Source organism: Streptomyces sp. NPDC001513 (assembly GCF_042894695.1).
Lineage (GTDB): Bacteria > Actinomycetota > Actinomycetes > Streptomycetales > Streptomycetaceae > Streptomyces.
The window spans coordinates 436,499-455,509 of the sequence record NZ_JBIAVU010000005.1; the positions used below are offsets into that span (position 1 = coordinate 436,499).

The window sequence follows — 19,011 nt, forward strand, 5'->3', positions numbered from 1 at the left end:
CTCCGGGGACCGGCCCACCCGATGGGGGGTCAGCCCGCCTTCAGGACCGTCAGCCGGCCTTCAGGACCGTCAGCCCGCGTTCAGGACCGTCAGCCCGCCTTCAGGACCTGCGCGACGATTGGGCCCGCCGCGTCGCCGCCGTGGCCGCCGCCCTCGACCATCGCGGCCGCGGCCACGTCGCCGCTGTAGCCGGTGAACCAGCTGTCCGGGTTGCCGGCGCCGTCGACCTCCGCCGAGCCCGTCTTCGCGCCCTTGTCGCCGCCGACCGACCGCATGACCTTCTCGGCGGTGCCGGCGGTCGCCGTCTGCCGCATCATCGCCACCAGCTGCTGCTGCACCGACGGCTTCATCCGCCGCTCCGCCGTCGCGATCTTCCGGCCGTCCAGCTCCGGCGAGACCAGCAGTGGCTGGCGGAACACGCCGGTGCGTGCGGTCGCGGTGACGGACGCGATGTTCAGCGGGTTCATGGTGATCTTGCCCTGCCCGATGTAACCGGCGGCCTCCTCCGCGCCCGTCGCCGTCGGGACCGTGCCGTCGACCGACTTGATGCCCGTCTTCCAGTCCAGGTCGATGCCGAAGACCTGGTTGGCCTCCTTCGAGAGCGCGGCGTCGTCGCGCACCACCGCGACCGGCTTGATGAAGGCCGTGTTGCAGGACTTGGCGAAGCTCGTCGCGAAGTTCGCGCCCGGCAGCTCGAAATTATCCAGGTTGTGGAAGGTGCGCCCGCCCCATTGCACGTCCTTCGTGCACTGCGCCGGCTTGTCGGCCGCGACCAGCCCGCGGTCGATCAGCATGGCCGCCGTCACGATCTTCATCGTGGAGCCGGGAGCCCTGGCACCCCGCATCGCCGCGTTGAAGCCGTCGGTGCGGTGGTTGGCGACGGCCAGGATGTGCCCGTTGCTCGGCTGGACGGCGACCACCGAGGCCTCGGGGTACTTGGCGACAGCCTGCTCGGCCGCCGCCTGCACCTTCGCGTCCAGGTACGTCTTGAGGGTGCTCGGCTCGCCCTCGACCAGGGTCAGCAGGGTCCGCTTGGGGGATTCCTTGACGGCCGGCTCGATCCACACCTCCGCGCCCGCCCTGCCGCCCGTCTTGCCGCCGTAGTTCTGGCGCAGCTCGTCGAGGATCTGCCGCAGCGAGGGGTACTTCTCCGGGGTCAGCTCCTCGCCGTTGCGGTCGACGGCCTTGACCGGCGGGTTCGCCGCCGCGCCCGCGCGCAGTTTCTCGTCCTTCTGGAGCTGCGGGTGGATCACCGACGGCTGCCAGTCGACCAGCGGCTTCCCGCTGGTCACCCCGCGCACCACCGTCAGCAGGGAGTCGTAGGCCAGCGGCTTGGTGGTGCCCTCGTACGTGATCTCGGCCTCGACCTTGAAGGGCACGGTGGTGCCGTTCGGCGGGCCGGGGGTGATCACGGCCTTGGACACGTACGCCTTGGTCCTGAAGTCGCCGACGGCGGTCTGCGCGGCCGCGGCGTTGTTCGTCAGCTCGGCGGCCACCCGCTCGTCCCCGGCGGCCCACGCGGCCAGGAAGGCCTTTGCGGTCGCGGCGGTCTCCTTCGCGCCGACGGGCCCGCTGCCCTTCCCTGCCTGGACGGAGGTGTCGCCGTCCTTCCCGTCGCCGCTGTCCCCGACCAGGGCGTACACCCCGTACCCGGCGCCGCCGAGCATCGCGAGAAACACCCCGCCGACGATGGCGCCCTTCGCTGCCCCGTTCACTGCGTCCCCTCCCCAGGAGCCATGTTTCTCTGAACGCGTTCAAAGAAACCTCGGTGCGGACCTTACGCTGCGGAGCAGATCGTTCCGGGCGTTGTTACCGGACCGGAACATCGCGACTGCGAAGACCGTTGTACGAACTGATGACCACGACGAGGCCCAAGGCAGTGGAGGCGCTCCGCACCGGCGGAGCGCCTCCCGAGCGGATCTGGTACACCTCCTACGGCTCGAACATGCACCGGGGCCGGCTGGCCTGCTACCTGGCCGGGGGCACCCCCGCGGGCGGCGCCCGCAGCCAGCCCGGCTGCCGCGACCCCCGCGCGCCGGCCCGCTCCGTGGCCGTGGAACTGCCCGGAAGCCTGTACTTCGCCACCGAGTCCCTCGTGTGGACGGGCGGCCGCGGGTTCTACGACCCGACGGCCCCGGGCCGCATCCGCGGACGGGCCCACCTGGTCACCGCCCAGCAGTTCTCCGACATCGCCGCCCAGGAGATGTACCGGGAGCCCGGCGCCGGCGCCGACGTCGACCTCACCCGCGTCCTGCGCACCGGCCGCGACGAGCTGGGACCCGGCCGGTACGAGACGCTGATCTGCTCCGGCGCCCTCGACGGCATCCCCGTGCTGACCTTCACCGCGCCCTGGGCCATGCACGAGGTGGACTGGGTCAGCCCCGCCGCCGCGTACGTCACGCACCTGGCGGCCGGGCTGCTGGAGTCCGGTGCCTGGGGAGCCCGCTCCGTCGCCGACTACCTCGCCCGCTGCCCCGGCGCGGCCGGCCACTGGAGCGCGGACCGGATCGCGGCCCTCCTGACCTGAAGTGCGCGGCCCGGGGCCGTGCTCTAGCGTCGAAAGGGCGAGGGTGACCGCCGCGTTCGAGTACGGTCGCCCCTCCGAGTGCCCGCTCAGCGCCGCCGCCCCCGCCCGTGGTCCGGCGCACCGCCGATCGCGCGTCCCACCGAGAGAGCAGGTGCAGCGCATGCGTCCGTCCGCCCGTATCCCCGGCATCCTCGCCGGCCTCGCCCTCGCCGTCGGCGGCGCCGTCTTCGTCGCCCCCGCCGCGCACGCGGACATGAAGGCCTGCGAGCAGTCCCTCGAACAGAAGAAGGTGCAGGTCACGGACGACATCCGGCAGGCCTGCTACGAGGGTCAGATCGGCAACCAGACCAGCTGCAGCGCCAGCCTCACCGAGGCCGGCGTCTCCAAGGAGGACGCGGCCAACGCCTGCCAGGTGGCCCCGCAGTAGCACCGACGACCAACGCCGAGGGCCCCGACGCCGTCCGGCACCGGGGCCCTCGTTTGGGCTGCTAGACCCAGGTGTCCAGCCACATGCGGTTGCGCCAGGAGTCCATGGGCAAGGTCTGGCCCGTGTAGATCGGCCAGAAGTAGATGAAGTTCCAGACGATCAGCAGGACCAGCACCCCCGCCCCGATCGCGCCCAGCGCCCGCCGGCGCTCCGACGAGCCCGCCGGGCCCAGCAGGGCGCCGATCATCATCGCCACCGCCAGGCACAGGTACGGGACGAAGACCACCGCGTAGAAGTAGAAGATCGTCCGCTCCTGGTAGTTGAACCAGGGCAGCAGACCCGCGGCCACCGCGCACGCGATCGCGCCCGCCCGCCAGTCACGGCGGAAGAACCACCGCCACAGCACGTACAGCAGCGCGAAGCAGCCCGCCCACCACAGCAGCGGGGTGCCCAGCGCCAGCACCTCGCGGGCGCACTTGCCCGCCTCGGTCGCCGGGCAGCCGTCGGTGCCGGGCGCGGGGGACTCGTAGAAATAGGAGACGGGCCGGCCCAGGACCAGCCAGCTCCACGGGTTCGACTCGTAGGTGTGCCCCGAGGTCAGCCCGACGTGGAACCGGTAGACCTCGGTCTCGTAGTGCCACAGGCTGCGCAGCCACTCCGGCAGGAACGACAGCGCGCTGTGCTGGTCGTTCTTGGCCGCCCAGTCGCGCAGATAGCCGCCCTTGCCGTTGTCCGGGCTGAAGATCCAGCCCGACCACGAGGCCACGTACGTCACGATCGCGACCGGCACCGTCGACACGAACGCGGGCAGCGCGTCGCGCCGCAGCATCGCCGCGTACGGGGCCCCCGCGCCCGCGGTGCGGCGCGCGGCCGCGTCCCACAGCACGGTCAGGACCCCGAAGAAGGCCAGGACGACGAAACCGTTCCACTTCGTGCCCGCGGCCAGGCCCAGGCAGACCCCGGCCAGGATCCGGTACGGCCGCCAGCCCAGCCGCAGCGTCTCGGCGATCTTCATGTCGGGCCGGGTCCGGCCCTCCGGATCGACGGGCAGCGCGTCCGCGAGTCTGAGCCGGGTCCGGTCCCGGTCGATGAGCAGCGCCCCGAACGCGGCGAGCACGAAGAACATCAGCACCAGGTCCAGCAGTGCGGTGCGGCTCATCACCAGGTGCAGGCCGTCCACCGCGAGCAGCGCGCCCGCCAGACAGCCCAGGAAGGTCGAACGGAAGAGGCGCCGCCCGATCCGGCACAGCATCAGCACCGACAGGGTGCCGAGCACGGCGGTCATGAACCGCCAGCCGAAGGGGGTGAAGCCGAACATCCACTCGCCGAGCCCGATGATCCACTTGCCCACGGGCGGGTGCACCACGTAGCCCGGGTCCACCGGCAGCGCGACCCCGTCCGGATTGGCGAGGATCGACGCGTCGATGTCCTTGGGCCAGCTCGCCTCGTAGCCCTGCCGGACCGTGGCCCACGCGTCCTTGGCGTAGTACGTCTCGTCGAATATCACCGCCTTCGGGCTGCCCAGGTGCACGAACCGCAGCACCCCGGCGACCAGCGCCACCAGCAGCGGCCCCGCCCACCCGACGATGCGCTGCCAGGTCCCCCACACCTCCGGCGGCAGACCGAAGGTCAGCCACAGCTGCCGGGACGGCTTGGCGTACGGGGGCACCAGCCGGGTGCGGACGTCCGCGCGCGGCGACGCGGCGGCGGCCGGCACGTAGCCGAAGCCGCGCAGCCGGCGCAGCCAGGTGGGCGGCTCTTCTTCGCGCCCCGCCGGCGAGGCGGCAGGGGCCCCCGCGGGGCTGGGCGACGGCGTCGCGGTACTGGTCACCGGCACATCGTAGGGAAGAGAACTGTGTGCGCCCCAGTGGCCGGGGCCTGACGGGGGGCGGCGAGGCGCGGGACTGAGAGGATGGGCGGGTGACAAACGACCAGCCCCGCGGTACCCAGCCCACCCCCCGTGCCGCCGCGGCCGAAGGCCTGACGGGCACGCTCGTCCTCGCCGGCACCCCCATCGGCGACCTCGCCGACGCCCCGCCGCGCCTCGCGGCCGAGCTGGAGCGGGCCGATGTGATCGCCGCCGAGGACACCCGGCGGCTGCGCCGGCTGACCCAGGGCCTCGGCGTGCACACCACCGGGCGGGTCCTGTCGTACTTCGAGGGCAACGAGTCGGCGCGCACCCCCGAGCTGGTCGAGGCCCTGGCCGGCGGCGCGCGCGTCCTGCTCGTGACCGACGCCGGCATGCCCTCGGTCTCCGACCCCGGCTACCGGCTGGTCGCCGCCGCCGTGGAGAAGGACATCCGGGTCACCGCCGTCCCCGGGCCGTCCGCGGTGCTCACCGCGCTCGCCCTGTCCGGGCTGCCCGTGGACCGGTTCTGCTTCGAGGGGTTCCTGCCGCGCAAGGCGGGCGAGCGCCTCGGCCGGCTGCGCGAGGTCGAGGCCGAGCGGCGCACCCTCGTCTACTTCGAGGCCCCGCACCGGCTCGACGACACCCTCGCCGCGATGGCCGAGGTCTTCGGCGCCGAGCGGCGGGCCGCGGTCTGCCGCGAGCTGACGAAGACGTACGAGGAGGTCAAGCGCGGCGGCCTCGGCGAGCTCGCGGCCTGGGCCGCCGAAGGGGTGCGCGGGGAGATCACCGTCGTCGTGGAGGGCGCCCCGGCCGCCGGACCCGGCGACGTGGACGCCGAGGAGCTGGTGCGCCGGGTGCAGGTGCGCGAGGAGGCGGGGGAGCGGCGCAAGGAGGCCATCGCGGCGGTCGCGGCCGAGGCCGGGGTACCCAAGCGCGAGGTGTTCGACGCCGTGGTCGCGGCAAAGAATGCGGCACAGAAGGTGCCGTAAGTCGGTAAAGAGCTAACCTGAAAAGCAAAGCTCAGACCGGGCACCGGGCGCTTTGGGCATGGACTCGCCCAAAGACCGTCCAACACTGGACAGGGCCTGATGCGCTCCCGCCCGAAGAGGCGTCCACTGGCAATGGCACCAGTGGAACAAGAGGAGCTGGCATGAGTGAGATAGCTGACACCCCGGTACCCGTCCCCGCAGCGGTACCCGCCGCAGTCCCTGCCGCCGTCTCCCGACCCGACGTGCAGACCGTCCACGAGGCCTACTCCTTCGCCTGCATGAGGTGCGGATACGGCTGGGAGCAGGCGTACGCCATCGAGCACCACGTCGACGGCAGGGGCGAGCCGTTCATCATGTACACGGTCAACGGCGAGCGGGTGCCCTCCCCGCTGTCCAACCCGACCTGCATGAACTGCGGCGGACACGTCGTACGGATCATGCGCGCGGGCCAGGTCTCCTCGGTGCTCGGCATGATCGACCACCTGTACCACCACCGCATCGCCCCCGGGATCGCCGGACCGGTGCCGGCCGGGGCGAACGTCCCGCGGACCCCGAAGCCCCGCAAGGGCGAGCACGACTCCCCCGGACCCGTCGCCGTCGACCAGGCCGGGGAGCGCCGGGGCTGGCTCTCCCGCCTGCTGGGCGTGTTCCGCCGGTCATAAGATCGGCCGTATGAGCCCTTCCTCCGCCTCCAAGGACGCACTGCCCCCGCTGCCCGAACCCCTCCGGGTGGCGGTGGCCGACTCGCACACCCACCTCGACATGCAGGCGGGCACCGTCGAGGAGGGCCTCGCGAAGGCCGCCTCGGTCGGCGTGAGCACCGTCGTCCAGGTGGGCTGCGACGTGAAGGGCTCCCGGTGGGCCGCCGAGACCGCCGCCGCGTACGAGAACGTCCACGCGGCCGTCGCCCTTCACCCGAACGAAGCCCCCCGGATCGTCCTCGGGGATCCCGACGGATGGTCACGGCAGGGCGCCCGGACCGGCGGCGGCGAGGCCGCCCTCGACGAGGCGCTCGCCGAGATCGAGGCGCTGGCCGCCCTCGACCACGTCAAGGCGGTCGGCGAGACCGGCCTCGACTACTTCCGCACCGGCCCGGAGGGCATGGCCGCGCAGGAGCGCTCCTTCCGTGCCCACATCGAGATCGCCAAGCGGCAGGGCAAGGCGCTGGTCATCCACGACCGCGACGCCCACGCGGACGTGCTGCGCGTCCTGCGCGAGGAGGGCGCCCCGGAGCGGACCGTCTTCCACTGCTACTCCGGGGACGCCGACATGGCCCGCGAGTGCGCCGCCGCCGGGTACTACATGTCCTTCGCCGGGACCGTCACCTTCAAGAACGCCGCGCCGTTGCGCGAGGCGCTGGCCGTGGCCCCGCTGGAGCTCGTACTCGTCGAGACGGACGCGCCCTACCTGACCCCGGCGCCGTACCGCGGACGGCCCAACGCGCCGTACCTCATTCCGCTGACGGTACGGGCGATGGCCGCGGTCCGCGGCATCGACGAGGACGCGATGGCCACCGCACTGGCCGCCAACACGGCACGCGCCTTCGCCTACTGAATCCGTCGTTCCCTCGGTGATCCACCGGTGATCCACCGGCGTCCCGCCACCCCGATCCGACACGCTGGGTGTCCGTCCGGCTTTGGAGCGTGACGACTCCTCCGCTAGGGTGCCGTGCCCGAACCGGGGTGCCGGATCACCAGTGGAGCGAGCGTCGTGAGCGATACGCAGGGCAGTCACCGCCGTGGCGGTCCCGTCCCCGAGGTGTACGGGGCCGAACCCCAGGCCTGGACGGCCGGTACGGGGGAACCCGGGGACACGCTCCGGGACCCCGACCCCGACCCCGACCCCGACCCCGGAGTCCCGGCCCCCCGCCCCGGCAGCCGGCGGGCGGGGCGCCGCCGCCGGGCCGACGCCGCGACACCGGCCGAGCTCGCCGAACTGGCCGGGCTGGCCGCACTGGAGGAGCTGGCCGAGCTCGCCGACCTGGCCAGGCGCTCCGAGGCCGACACCCTGGCCGCCCCCGGCTCGGGCCGCCGCCGGGCCGCGAGCCCGGCCGGCGCCGCCGTGGCCCCTGCCCCCGCCGCCCCGGCGGTCCCGGGGACGGGCCGCCGCGCCCGAGGCCGCGGCGCGCCCGCCGACGCCCCGGTCCCGCCGCCCGGCACCGGCACCGGCCGCCGCCGCGCCGCGCGCAGCGCCCCCGCCGCACCCGGTGGGAACTGGCGGCGGATCGTTCCGCAGGCCCTGGTCGTCGCCTTCCTCGCCGGCGGCACGACCGCGTTCGTCGCCGCTGACAAGTCCGTACGGCTCACCGTGGACGGAGTCCCGAGGAACCTGCACACCTTCGCCGACGACGTCGAGGAACTGCTCGCCGCCGAAGGCCTCGGCGTCGGCCCCCACGACCTCGTCGCCCCCGCCCCCGGCGAACCCCTCGAAGACGGCGAGGAGATCGTCGTCCGCTACGGCCGCCCCCTGCGCCTGACCCTCGACGGGCAGCACCGCCAGGTGTGGACCACCGCCCGCACCGTCGAAGGCGCGCTGCGCCAGTTCGGCATCCGCGCCGAGGGCGCCTACCTCTCCGCCCCCCGCACCGCGCCCGTCCCGCGCGCCGGCCTCGCCCTGAGCGTCCGCACCGAACGCAGCGTCACCTTCATGGCAGACGGCCGCGAACGCACCATCCGCACCAACGCCGCCACCGTCCAGGAGGCCCTCGACCAGGCCGGCATCACCCTCCAGGGCCAGGACACCACCTCCGTACCCCTCGCCGCGTTCCCGCGCGACGGCCAGACCGTGACCGTGCTCCGCATCACCGGCACCCGAGAGGTCCGCGAGGAGCGCATCCCGTTCGAGACCGAGAAGGTCGACGACCCCGACCTGTTCGCCGGCACCGAGGTCGTCGAACGCGCCGGCCGGCCCGGGGCGCGCCGGGTCACCTACACCCTGCGTACGGTCAACGGGGTCCGCCAGACCCCCCGCGCCATCGCCGACGAGGTCGTCCGCGAGCCCGTCACCCAGCTCGTCAAGGTCGGCACCAAACCGCTGCCCAGCTCCGTCACCGGCGCCGACGGCCTCAACTGGGCGGCCCTCGCCCAGTGCGAGTCCGGCGGCCGCCCCTCGGCCACCGACGCCTCGGGAACGTACGGCGGCCTCTACCAGTTCGACGTCCGCACCTGGCAGGGCCTCGGCGGCAGCGGCCGCCCCCAGGACGCCTCGGGCACGGAACAGACCTACCGCGCCAAGAAGCTCTACGTGCAGCGGGGGGCGAGCCCCTGGCCCCACTGCGGCCGTAGGCTTTACCGGTGAGCACCGCAGAGCAGCAGCCCGAGAACCCCTCCTCCAGTACCCCCGGCACGCCCGACGCCCTCCTCGGGCCGGCCGACATCCGGGAGCTGGCCGCAGCACTCGGCGTACGCCCGACGAAGCAGAAGGGGCAGAACTTCGTCATCGACGCCAACACGGTCCGCCGGATCGTGCGGACCGCCGAGGTGCGCCCTGACGACGTGGTCGTCGAGGTCGGCCCGGGGCTGGGCTCGCTGACGCTCGCGCTGCTGGAGGCCGCCGACCGGGTCGTCGCCGTCGAGATCGACGACATCCTGGCCGCCGCGCTGCCCGCCACCATCGAGGCCCGCATGCCGGCGAAGATGGACCGGTTCGCGCTGGTCCACTCCGACGCGATGCTCGTGACGGAACTGCCCGGCCCGCCGCCGACCGCGCTCGTCGCGAACCTGCCGTACAACGTGGCCGTGCCCGTCCTGCTGACCATGCTCGACCGTTTCCCCACCATCGAGCGCACGCTCGTGATGGTGCAGGCGGAGGTCGCCGACCGGCTGGCCGCCGAGCCCGGCAACAAGGTCTACGGGGTCCCCTCGGTCAAGGCCAACTGGTACGCGCACGTCAAGCGCGCCGGCGCCATCGGCCGCAAGGTCTTCTGGCCCGCCCCGAACGTCGACTCCGGTCTCGTCTCGCTGGTGCGGCGCACCGAACCGATCAAGACCACCGCCTCCAAGGCGGAGGTCTTCGCGGTCGTCGACGCCGCCTTCGCGCAGCGCCGCAAGACGCTGCGCGCCGCGCTGGCCGGCTGGGCCGGCTCGGCGGCGGGCGCGGAGGCCGCGCTGGTCGCCGCCGGCATCTCGCCGCAGGCACGCGGCGAGTCCCTGACGGTGGAGGAGTTCGCCGCGATCGCCGAGCACAAGCCCGCGGCGGAGAGGCCCGCACTGTGAGCGCGCGCACGACGGGTGTGACCGTTCGGGTCCCCGCGAAGGTCAACGTGCAGCTGGCGGTGGGCGCGGCCCGGCCCGACGGCTTCCACGACCTGGCCAACGTCTTCCTCGCCGTCTCCCTGTTCGACGAGGTCACGGCCACCCCGGCCGACACGCTGACGGTGACCTGCGAGGGGCCCGACGCCGACCAGGTCCCGCTGGACCGCACCAACCTGGCGGCGCGGGCGGCCGAGATCCTCGCGGCCCGCCACGGCATCGAGCCCGCCGTCCACCTCCACATCGCGAAGAACATCCCGGTGGCGGGCGGCATGGCGGGCGGCAGCGCGGACGGTGCGGCGGCCCTGCTGGCCTGCGACACCCTGTGGGGTCTGGACACCCCGCGCGCCGAACTCCTCGACATCTGCGCGGAGCTCGGCAGCGACGTCCCCTTCAGCCTCGTCGGCGGGGCCGCGCTCGGCACGGGCCGCGGTGAGCTGCTGACCCCGGTGGCCGCGGGGGCGTTCCACTGGGTGTTCGCGGTGGCCGACGGGGGGCTGTCCACCCCGGCGGTGTTCCGCGAGTTCGACCGGCTCACCGCCGAGCGGGAGGTCCCGGCCCCCGAAGCCTCGCCGGCGCTGCTCGCGGCCCTGGCGTCGGGTGATCCGGCCGCGCTGGGCGCTGCGCTGACCAATGACCTTCAGGCGGCGGCGCTTTCCCTTCGGCCGTCCCTTGCGGACACGCTGGCGGCGGGCACCGGAGCCGGGGCGCTGGCCGCGCTGGTCTCGGGGTCGGGCCCCACGACGGCGTTCCTGGTCGCGGACCAGGAGTCGGCCGAGAAGGTGGCCGCGGCGCTGGACGCCTCGGGCACCTGCCGGGCCACGCGCGTGGCGAGCTCGCCGGCCCCGGGCGCCACGGTCCTGCCGTCCTGAACCCGCGCCGCCGCGGTCGGGGGCCAGCCCCCGACCCCCCGCGCCTCAATCGCCGGCGAGGCTGAAATACCCGGGGCTCCGCCCCGTACCCCGCGCCTCAAACGCCGGCGGGGCTGGATTTTGCCGGCGTCAGCCTGCAACTTCCGTCCCGCCGCACATTCCAGCCCCGCCGGCGTTTGAGGCGACCTTTCAGCCCCTCCGGCGTTTGAGGAGCGGGGTGCGGGGCGGAGCCCCGGTTTTGGAGCCCGCCGGCGATTGAGGCGCGCGCCGAGCCCCGGTACCTAGGCGGGAGTTGAGTATGCGCACCCTGGTGGAGCCCCGCGCCGGAGGCGACCGTGGTGGCATGACAGCCAGCGCACGCGACCTCGCCCTCGCCACCCCGCCCGGCCGGGACCGGTACGTCGACCTGTTGCGCGTCGCCTCGCTCGGCGCCGTCATCGGCGGGCACTGGCTGATGGCCGCCGTCAGTGGCGACGGGATAGGGAACCTGCTCGCCCTCCTGCCCGGCCTCCAGGTGCTCACCTGGGGGCTGCAGGTCATGCCGGTGTTCTTCTTCGTCGGCGGGTTCTCGCACGCCCTGTCCTACCGCTCCCTCGCCCGCCGCAGCGACCCCGCGGCCTCCGTCTACGCCGCCTTCCTCCGGGCCCGCCTGCGAAGGCTGTTGCGCCCGACCCTTGTCTTCGTCCTGGTGTGGGCCGCCGCCGCGCTCGCCGTGCAGCTCGCCGGGCACGGCGGCGGCCGGCTGACCGGGGCCGCGCTGCGGATGGTCACCCAGCCGTTGTGGTTCATCGGCATCTACCTGGCGATGGTCGCCTTCACCCCGCCCCTGCTGAAGCTGCACGAGCGCCACGGCTGGGCCGCCTTCGCCGCGCTGGCCGGGTCGGCCGCGCTGGTCGACGTACTGCGCTTCGCGCTCGGCGTGCCGTACGTCGAGTTCCTGAACTTCGCCCTCGTCTGGCTCGCCGTGCACCAGCTCGGCTTCCTGCGCGCCGACGGCCGGATCCGCCGGCCCGCCCTCCTCGCCGCCGCGGGTCTGGCCGGGGCCGTCCTCCTGGTGGCGTACGGCCCGTACCCGCTGTCCATGGTGGGGATGCCCGGCGAGAAGGTGTCCAACATGGCGCCGCCCACCCTCGCCCTGCTCGCGCACGGCATGTGGCTCGTCGGCGCCGTCCAGCTGCTCGCCCGGCCCGCCGCCCGCCGGCTGGAGCGCCCCCGCGTCTGGCGCGGTGTGGTCGCCGCCAACGGCGTCGCCATGACCGCCTTCCTGTGGCACCTCACCGCCATGCTCGGCGTGTACGGGGCCCAGCTCGCCCTCGGCCTGGACCTGCCGGCCCCGGCAAGCGCCGCCTGGTGGGCGCAGGTCCCCGTACGGATCCTGGCCGCGATCGCCCTGACGGCCGGCTTCGTCGCGCTGTTCCGCCGCTTCGAGGCCGCGCCGACCGCCCCGGCCGCCCCGGCCGCCCCCGCCGACTCGCGCACCGGCACGGCGGGCGGCGCCGGCGGCCTCGTCGCCGCCCTCGGCATCGCCCTGTCCCTGCTCGGCATCCTGGGCCTGTCCATGACCGGACTCGGCGGTCTGCTCGACGGCCACAGCGCCACCCTGATCGCCTTCCCGGTCACCGCTCCGGTGGCCATCGGGATGGCCCTCGCGGGCGCCCTGCTCGTGGAACGGTCAGCCCCGGCGCGGAGCGTTAGGCTGGGCAGCTGATCCACCCCCTCCCCCAGAGTCCGTCCGGGGGTACCCCACCTGGAGCGCGTCTGATGGCCGTCAATCTGGTCAATGTCGAGGCAGTCAGCAAGGTGTACGGCACACGTACCCTGCTGGACGGCATCTCCCTCGGCGTGTCCGAGGGGGACCGGATCGGCGTGGTCGGCCGCAACGGCGACGGCAAGACCACCCTCATCCGCATGCTGGCCAAGCTGGAGGAGCCCGACACCGGCCGGGTCACCCAGTCCGGTGGCCTGCGCATGGGCGTCCTCACCCAGCACGACTCCCTCGATCCCACGGCCACCATCCGCCACGAGATCATCCGGGACATGGCCGACCACGAGTGGGCCGGCAACGCCAAGATCCGCGACGTCCTCACCGGACTCTTCGGCGGCCTCGACCTGCCCGGCTTCGGCCAGGGCCTCGACACCGTCATCGGCCCGCTCTCCGGCGGCGAGCGCCGCCGCATCGCCCTCGCCAAGCTGCTCATCGCCGACCAGGACCTCCTGATCCTCGACGAGCCCACCAACCACCTCGACGTCGAGGGCATCTCCTGGCTGGCCCAGCACCTCCAGGAGCGCCGCTCCGCGCTCGTCTGCGTCACCCACGACCGCTGGTTCCTCGACCAGGTCTGCACCCGCATGTGGGACGTGCAGCGCGGTGACGTGCACGAGTACGAGGGCGGCTACAGCGACTACGTCTTCGCCCGCGCCGAGCGCGACCGCATCGCCGCCACCGAGGAGTCCAAGCGGCAGAACCTGATGCGCAAGGAGCTGGCCTGGCTGCGCCGCGGCGCCCCCGCCCGGACCTCCAAGCCCCGCTACCGCATCGAGGCCGCCAACGACCTGATCGCCGACGTGCCGCCGCCGCGCGACAAGTCCGAGCTGATGCGGTTCGCCAACGCCCGCCTCGGCAAGACCGTCTTCGACCTGGAAGACGTCGGCGTCCACGCCGGCCCCAAGGAACTGCTCAAGCACCTCACCTGGCACCTGGGCCCCGGCGACCGCGTCGGCCTCGTCGGTGTCAACGGCGCCGGCAAGACCTCCCTGCTGCGCGCGCTCGCCGAGGCCGCCCGCTCCCAGGGCGACGTACAGCCCGCCGCCGGCAAGATCACCGTGGGCAAGACCGTCAAGCTGGCCTACCTCTCGCAGGAGGTCGGCGAACTCGACCCGTCCCTGCGGGTCCTGGAGGCCGTGCAGCGCGTCCGTGACCGCGTCGACCTCGGCCAGGGCCGCGAGATGACGGCGGGCCAGCTGTGCGAGCAGTTCGGCTTCACCAAGGAGAAGCAGTGGACGCCGGTCGGCGACCTCTCCGGCGGTGAGCGGCGCCGGCTGCAGATCCTGCGCCTGCTGATGGACGAGCCCAACGTCCTCTTCCTCGACGAGCCCACCAACGACCTCGACATCGAGACGCTGACCCAGCTGGAGGACCTCCTCGACGGCTGGCCCGGCTCGATGATCGTGATCTCCCACGACCGGTTCTTCATCGAGCGCACCACCGACACGGTGATGGCACTGCTCGGCGACGCGAGCCTGCGGATGCTGCCGCGCGGCCTGGACGAGTACCTGGAGCGCCGCCGGAGGATGATCGACGCGGCCGCTCCGGCTGCCGTCCCGGCCACCGCCGCCGCGGTGGCGAAGACCGCCGCCTCGGTGGACTCCCGTGCCGCGAAGAAGGAACTCCAGAAGATCGAGCGGCAGCTGAACAAGCTCGCCGACCGCGAGGGCAACCTGCACGCCCAGATCGCCGAGAACTCCACCGACTACGACAAGGTGGCCAAGCTCGACGCGGAGCTTCGCGAACTGCTCGCGGACCGCGACGATTTGGAGATGCGCTGGCTGGAGCTGGCCGAGGAGGCCTAGATTCCAGCACCCCGCCGGGCCAACTGGCGGGATAACGACGGCATCACGGGCCGGTCCTCCCTTGGGAACAGGGGGCGGACCGGCCCGGTGTTCGAGCGCCGTCAGTGATAGAAAGGTCATCCTCCCCGACCCGCCGAAGCCGAAAGCGTGCGCTGATGACCGAGCCGCCCCAGCCGCCGAACCAGCCACCGAATCCCTCCGGTTACGGTCACCTGCCCGGCCCGCCGCAGCAGGGGTACGGCTACCCGGCGCAGGGCGAGAACCCGTACGCGCAGCAGGCCCCGTACGCGCAGCAGCCGCCCACCGTCCAGCAGCAGCCGCCGGGTTACGGCTACCCGCCGCCGCCCGGGATGCCCGGCATGCCCGGCATGCCCGGTGTGCCCGGAGCCCCCGGTGGCCCCGGCGTGCCGCCGAAGAAGAAGCGGACCGTGCTGATCGCCGCCTCGGCCGCCGCGGCCGTCCTCGCCGTGTCCGTCGTCGGCTACTTCGCCTTCTCCGGGTCCTCCGACGAGGACCCGAAGCCGCCCGTCGCGCAGGAGTCCACCGACGCCAAGCCCTCCGGCTCGCCCTCCGTGGACAACGGCGACGGCAACGGCAACGGCAACGGCACCGGCGGTGACGGGACCGACCTCAACTCCGGCCGCAAGCAGGGCGAGGACAAGGTCCTCTGGTTCAAGACCGCGAAGGTCGACGGTCCCGGCATGGGCGTCGAGTCCGCGGCCCAGTGGGTCGTCGGCGACACCGTCGTCAAGAGCGTCTGGAAGTCCCTCAACGGCTACGCGGTCACCGACGGCAAGGAGAAGTGGACGCTCTCCTTCCCCGCCGAGATCTGCTCCCTCACCCACCAGATGACCGCCGACGGCAAGACCGTCGTCCTGTTCAAGAACGGCGAGTCCGACCAGGCGGACTGCAACCAGTTGCGCATGGTCGACCTCAAGACGGGCAAGGAGGGCTGGACGAAGGAGGTGCCCAAGGAGAACTCGTTCGACCTCTTCAGCGGCGCCCACCTGAGCCTCACCGGGGACTCCGTCTCCGTCAACCGGATCACCCGCGCCAGCGTTTTCAGGGTCAGCACCGGGGACAAGCTCTTCGCGTCCCCGGCCGAGGGCTGCATGATCGGTGCCTACGTCGGCGGCAACGGCAAGATGATCAGTGTCGGCACCTGCACGGACGCCGACCGCACCGTCGAGGTCAAGGACGCCGACCCGGTCACGGGCAAGTCGACCTGGTCCTTCCGGCTCCCCAAGGGCTTCAACGTCACCAACGTCTACTCGGTGGACCCGATCGTCCTCGACCTCGGCAACGAGGAGAAGAAGCGCTCCATCGTGGTCCTCGGGCCCGACGGCAAGCAGCGCTCCACGATCTCCGGCGAAGGCTCCTTCGCGACCTGCCTCAACTCCTTCAGCCGGTCGCTCCAGAACTGCACCCCGGGCCTCGCGGACTCCGGCACGCTCTACCTGCCCACGTCGCCCGAGGCCGGCACCGGCAACGAGATCGTCGCCTTCGACCTGGCCTCCGGCAAGGTCAGGTGGCGCACCCCGGCCGGCGACAAGCGCACCCTCGTCCCGGTCGAGGTCGCGAACGGGCAGCTGATCGCCTATCGCACGGCGGAGTACGACGCGGGTGGCGAGGTCCTCTCGATCCCGGCCGGCGGCGGCACCCCCACCGCGCTCCTGCGCCACCCGTCGGGCCCGTCCACTTCGATCGAGAGCGGCTTCAGCACACCGAACGCCGACTACGTGGACGGACGGTTCTTCCTCTCCGTCACCCGCCTGCAGGCCAAGGCCACGGACGAGAAGCTCCTGATGGTCTTCGGCAAGTGACAACGCGTCCAACGAGCAGCCCAGTGAGAGGCAAGAGCAACCCATGAGTACCCCGCCGCCCCCCAGCCAGCCGCCGTCCGGCGGCTTCGGCGCGCCGCAGGACCCTCCGCCGGGCGGATTCGGCGCACCCACGCCGCCCGCCGGACCGCCCGCGCCGCCCGCCGGACCCCCCGCCCCGCCGGCCGGCCCGCCCGCGCCCGCGCAGCAGCCGGCCGCGTACGGGTACCCGCAGACCGGCCCCGGCTACGGCTACCCGCAGCAGCCCGGCACCCCGCCGCCGTTCGGCGCTCCCGGCACCCCGCCGCCCTACGGCGCTCCCGGCGCCCCGTCGTCCTTCGGCTCGGCCGGCGCCCCGGCGCCCGCCGCCCAGGGCCCGGCCGGCGGCGGCAACGACAAGCGCACCCAGCTGATGATCGTCGGCGCGGCCCTGCTGGCCATCGTCCTCATCGTCGGCGGCGGCCTCTGGTACACCTCCGGCGACGGCGACGGCGGCGGCAAGACGGACACCGCGGACAGCGGTCCCGACAAGCCGGGGGACGACAAGTCCCAGCCCGGCGCGGGCGGCAGCGAGAAGGTGCCCTCCAACGTCAAGTCGAAGGTGCTGGTCAACCAGCCGAGCCCGACCCCGGACGAGATGGTCCAGGTCCCCGGGTCCTGGCTGACCGACTCCACCTACGTCAAGTCCGACGTGTACAAGATCGTCGGCTACAACGTCGTCGACGGCGGCAAGAAGTGGGAGGTGCCCCTCCCCGGTGAGCTCTGCGGCGCCTCCCGGCACGTCACCGACAACAAGACCGCGGTGATCTTCCGCCCCACGAAGCCCACGCCGGAGGTCAAGTACCCGGCGTGCACCGAGGTCGGCGTCATCGACCTGGCCGCCGGCAAGCTCCTCTGGACCGGCCAGGCCAAGGGCGCCACCAGCGGTGACAAGCCCGTGTCCTACTACGAGGTCACCGTCAGCGGGCAGACGGTCGCCGCCGGCGGTCCCTCGGGCGGCGCGGCCTGGAGCCTCGCCGACGGCAAGTCCCTGTGGCTGCCCAAGGTCGACGGCGAAGGCTGCCGCGACGTCGGCTACGGCGGCGGCGAGGCCCTCGCCGTGATCCGCAGGTGCGGCCAGAGCTCCAACCAGACCCTGTACGCGCAGGCCCTCGACCCGAACACCGGCGCCCCGCAGTACTCGTACAAGCTCTCCGCGGGCATCGAGACCGCCGGCATCGTCTCCACCAAGCCCCTGATCGTCTCCGCCGACGTCGGCAAGACCGCCAAGAACGCCAGCGGCGTCAGCGACCTCTTCGTCATCGACAACGCGGGCCAGCTGAAGACGCACATCTCGCTCTCCTCCGGCACCTTCGGCGGTGAGTGCCACACCGAGGTCGAGCGCTGCTCCGGGATGATCGTCGGCAACGGCAAGCTCTACCTGCCCTCGTACGAGCACCAGGGCAAGGACGCCTACGGCAAGACCAACGAGCTGCTCTCCTTCGACCTGGAGACCGGCAAGCAGACCACCGACCGCGCCGACGCGGGCGAGCGGTACAAGCTGTACCCGCTGCGCATGGACGGGTCGAACGTCATCGCCTACAAGGAGCCCCCGTACGACAAGGGCGGCCAGATCGTCAGCATCGACGGCAAGACGATGAAGGAAACCGTCCTGATGGAGAACCCGTCGGACAAGACGACCCAGCGCATCGAGACGGCCTACTCGCCCAACTACCACGAGTACCGCTACCACAACGGCAAGCTGTTCCTCGCGCGCACCTCGGTCAAGAAGCCGTACTCCGCCACGTCCGACCCGGAGTTCATCTTCACCTCCTTCAGCGCGAGCTGATCCGCCCGCACGACGCACGACGCACGACGGACGGCGAGCCGCCGCAAGCCCCCGGAAGGTCCGCCTTCCGGGGGCTTCTGCGCGGTATCCCCCGCGCACCGTCGAACAAGCGTGTAGCTTGCCGGGTCAGAAGGGTGGGGGGTGGGTTCCGCAATGGGCGTACGGGTCGTGGTGGTCGACGAGCACCGGCTGCTGGCCGAGGCGCTGGCCTCTGCCCTGAAACTGCGCGGCCACCGGGTCCTGGCGGCCGCGGCCCCGGCCGCGGGCGCCGCCGAGCTGGTCATCGGACGCGCCCCCGAGGTCTGCCTGTTCGGGACGGCGAGCCCCGCCGAGGCCGGGGTCTTCGAGCCCGTGGCCCGCATCAAGCGGGAGCGCCCGCAGATCGCCGTCGTCGTCCTCGGCCCGGTGCCGAGCCCGCGCGGGATCGCGGCCGCCTTCGCCGCCGGAGCCTCCGGGTACGTGCGCCACGACGAGCGCATCGAGGGCGTGGAGCGGGCGCTGGCCAAGGCGCGGGCGGGCGAGGTGGCGATCGCCCCGCAGCTGCTGCAGGGGGCCTTCGCGGAGCTCCTGAACCCGGCCGCCCAGCCCGACGACGAGGGCAGCCGGCTGCTGCGGCTGCTGACCCCGCGCGAGGTGGAGGTGCTGGTGCGGGTCGCCGAGGGCGAGGACACCCGGCTGATCGCCGCGGGCATGGAGATCGCGCCGAGCACCGCCCGTACGCACGTGCAGCGGGTGCTGATGAAGCTGGGCGTGGGATCGCGGCTGGAGGCGGCCGCGCTGGCCGCCCGTACCGGCCTGCTGGACCGGGCGCTGCCGGTGCGGCCGTCCGCCGCCGCCGATTTCCCCGCGGGCGTCGAATCGGGTAAGCCAGTGTCCTAG

The 19,011-nt window shown here is 73.0% G+C and carries 15 protein-coding genes; 13 read left to right on the plus strand and 2 right to left on the minus strand.

Features of this window, described 5'->3' with window-relative positions; translation table 11 throughout:
* Positions 1-89: 89 nt before the first annotated feature.
* Positions 90-1,715 carry a penicillin-binding transpeptidase domain-containing protein gene (locus tag ACFYZ4_RS13955; protein WP_351288218.1) on the minus strand — a complete coding sequence of 542 codons (1,626 nt, stop codon included), beginning with the start codon at positions 1,713-1,715 and terminating at the stop codon, positions 90-92.
* 140 nt (positions 1,716-1,855) lie between these two features.
* On the opposite strand from ACFYZ4_RS13955, the gene ACFYZ4_RS13960 reads away from it, so the two are divergent.
* Together ACFYZ4_RS13960 and ACFYZ4_RS13965 are read left to right on the plus strand one after the other, a co-directional pair.
* Positions 1,856-2,527, plus strand: coding sequence for a histone deacetylase (locus ACFYZ4_RS13960; RefSeq protein ID WP_390783984.1), 672 nt, complete (start codon positions 1,856-1,858; stop codon positions 2,525-2,527).
* Positions 2,528-2,687: 160 nt separating this feature from the next.
* Positions 2,688-2,954 (plus strand): hypothetical protein, encoded by a 267-nt coding sequence (locus ACFYZ4_RS13965; protein ID WP_351288224.1) that lies wholly within the window; start codon positions 2,688-2,690, stop codon positions 2,952-2,954.
* 61 nt (positions 2,955-3,015) lie between these two features.
* Here ACFYZ4_RS13965 and ACFYZ4_RS13970 read toward each other — a convergent pair whose 3' ends face one another.
* Positions 3,016-4,785, minus strand: coding sequence for a dolichyl-phosphate-mannose--protein mannosyltransferase (locus ACFYZ4_RS13970; RefSeq protein WP_384352140.1), 1,770 nt, complete (start codon positions 4,783-4,785; stop codon positions 3,016-3,018).
* Positions 4,786-4,934: 149 nt separating this feature from the next.
* Between ACFYZ4_RS13970 and rsmI the strand changes: the two genes are divergently transcribed.
* From rsmI to ACFYZ4_RS14025, 11 genes are all read left to right on the plus strand, one after another.
* Positions 4,935-5,792, plus strand: coding sequence for a 16S rRNA (cytidine(1402)-2'-O)-methyltransferase (gene rsmI, locus ACFYZ4_RS13975; RefSeq protein WP_351288260.1), 858 nt, complete (start codon positions 4,935-4,937; stop codon positions 5,790-5,792).
* 161 nt (positions 5,793-5,953) lie between these two features.
* Positions 5,954-6,454 (plus strand): hypothetical protein, encoded by a 501-nt coding sequence (locus ACFYZ4_RS13980; protein ID WP_390783985.1) that lies wholly within the window; start codon positions 5,954-5,956, stop codon positions 6,452-6,454.
* Between the two features lie 10 nt (positions 6,455-6,464).
* On the plus strand, positions 6,465-7,346 hold the full coding sequence (locus ACFYZ4_RS13985) for a TatD family hydrolase (protein ID WP_390783986.1): 882 nt from the start codon (positions 6,465-6,467) through the stop codon (positions 7,344-7,346).
* A 507-nt stretch (positions 7,347-7,853) separates the two neighbouring features.
* A complete protein-coding gene (locus tag ACFYZ4_RS13990; protein WP_390784023.1) occupies positions 7,854-9,089 on the plus strand; it encodes a ubiquitin-like domain-containing protein in 1,236 nt (411 codons plus the stop codon).
* Positions 9,086-10,006: a 16S rRNA (adenine(1518)-N(6)/adenine(1519)-N(6))-dimethyltransferase RsmA gene (gene rsmA, locus ACFYZ4_RS13995; RefSeq protein WP_390783987.1), complete on the plus strand. Its 921-nt coding sequence runs from the start codon at positions 9,086-9,088 to the stop codon at positions 10,004-10,006. Before ACFYZ4_RS13990 ends, rsmA begins: the two co-directional genes overlap by 4 nt.
* Positions 10,003-10,914, plus strand: coding sequence for a 4-(cytidine 5'-diphospho)-2-C-methyl-D-erythritol kinase (locus ACFYZ4_RS14000; RefSeq protein WP_390783988.1), 912 nt, complete (start codon positions 10,003-10,005; stop codon positions 10,912-10,914). The genes rsmA and ACFYZ4_RS14000 overlap by 4 nt, the downstream gene beginning before the upstream one ends.
* Positions 10,915-11,257: 343 nt before the next feature.
* Positions 11,258-12,622 carry an acyltransferase family protein gene (locus ACFYZ4_RS14005; RefSeq protein WP_390783989.1) on the plus strand — a complete coding sequence of 455 codons (1,365 nt, stop codon included), beginning with the start codon at positions 11,258-11,260 and terminating at the stop codon, positions 12,620-12,622.
* 53 nt (positions 12,623-12,675) lie between these two features.
* Positions 12,676-14,484, plus strand: coding sequence for an ABC-F family ATP-binding cassette domain-containing protein (locus tag ACFYZ4_RS14010; protein WP_351298834.1), 1,809 nt, complete (start codon positions 12,676-12,678; stop codon positions 14,482-14,484).
* Between the two features lie 155 nt (positions 14,485-14,639).
* Positions 14,640-16,307, plus strand: coding sequence for a PQQ-binding-like beta-propeller repeat protein (locus tag ACFYZ4_RS14015; protein WP_390783990.1), 1,668 nt, complete (start codon positions 14,640-14,642; stop codon positions 16,305-16,307).
* 43 nt (positions 16,308-16,350) lie between these two features.
* On the plus strand, positions 16,351-18,132 hold the full coding sequence (locus tag ACFYZ4_RS14020; protein WP_390783991.1) for a PQQ-binding-like beta-propeller repeat protein: 1,782 nt from the start codon (positions 16,351-16,353) through the stop codon (positions 18,130-18,132).
* 153 nt (positions 18,133-18,285) lie between these two features.
* Entirely contained in the window at positions 18,286-19,011 is a 726-nt protein-coding gene (locus ACFYZ4_RS14025; RefSeq protein WP_351298841.1) for a LuxR C-terminal-related transcriptional regulator, read from the plus strand.

Excerpts from the sequence above, each read along its gene's own strand:
- ACFYZ4_RS13980 (WP_390783985.1), top strand. The coding sequence starts at position 5,954 with ATGAGTGAGATAGCTGACACCCCGGTACCCGTCCCCGCAGCGGTACCC.
- ACFYZ4_RS13985 (WP_390783986.1), top strand. The coding sequence starts at position 6,465 with ATGAGCCCTTCCTCCGCCTCCAAGGACGCACTGCCCCCGCTGCCCGAA.
- ACFYZ4_RS14025 (WP_351298841.1), top strand. The coding sequence starts at position 18,286 with ATGGGCGTACGGGTCGTGGTGGTCGACGAGCACCGGCTGCTGGCCGAG.
- ACFYZ4_RS13960 (WP_390783984.1), top strand. The coding sequence starts at position 1,856 with ATGACCACGACGAGGCCCAAGGCAGTGGAGGCGCTCCGCACCGGCGGA.
- ACFYZ4_RS14010 (WP_351298834.1), top strand. The coding sequence starts at position 12,676 with ATGGCCGTCAATCTGGTCAATGTCGAGGCAGTCAGCAAGGTGTACGGC.
- ACFYZ4_RS13965 (WP_351288224.1), top strand. The coding sequence starts at position 2,688 with ATGCGTCCGTCCGCCCGTATCCCCGGCATCCTCGCCGGCCTCGCCCTC.
- ACFYZ4_RS14015 (WP_390783990.1), top strand. The coding sequence starts at position 14,640 with ATGACCGAGCCGCCCCAGCCGCCGAACCAGCCACCGAATCCCTCCGGT.
- ACFYZ4_RS14020 (WP_390783991.1), top strand. The coding sequence starts at position 16,351 with ATGAGTACCCCGCCGCCCCCCAGCCAGCCGCCGTCCGGCGGCTTCGGC.
- ACFYZ4_RS14005 (WP_390783989.1), top strand. The coding sequence starts at position 11,258 with ATGACAGCCAGCGCACGCGACCTCGCCCTCGCCACCCCGCCCGGCCGG.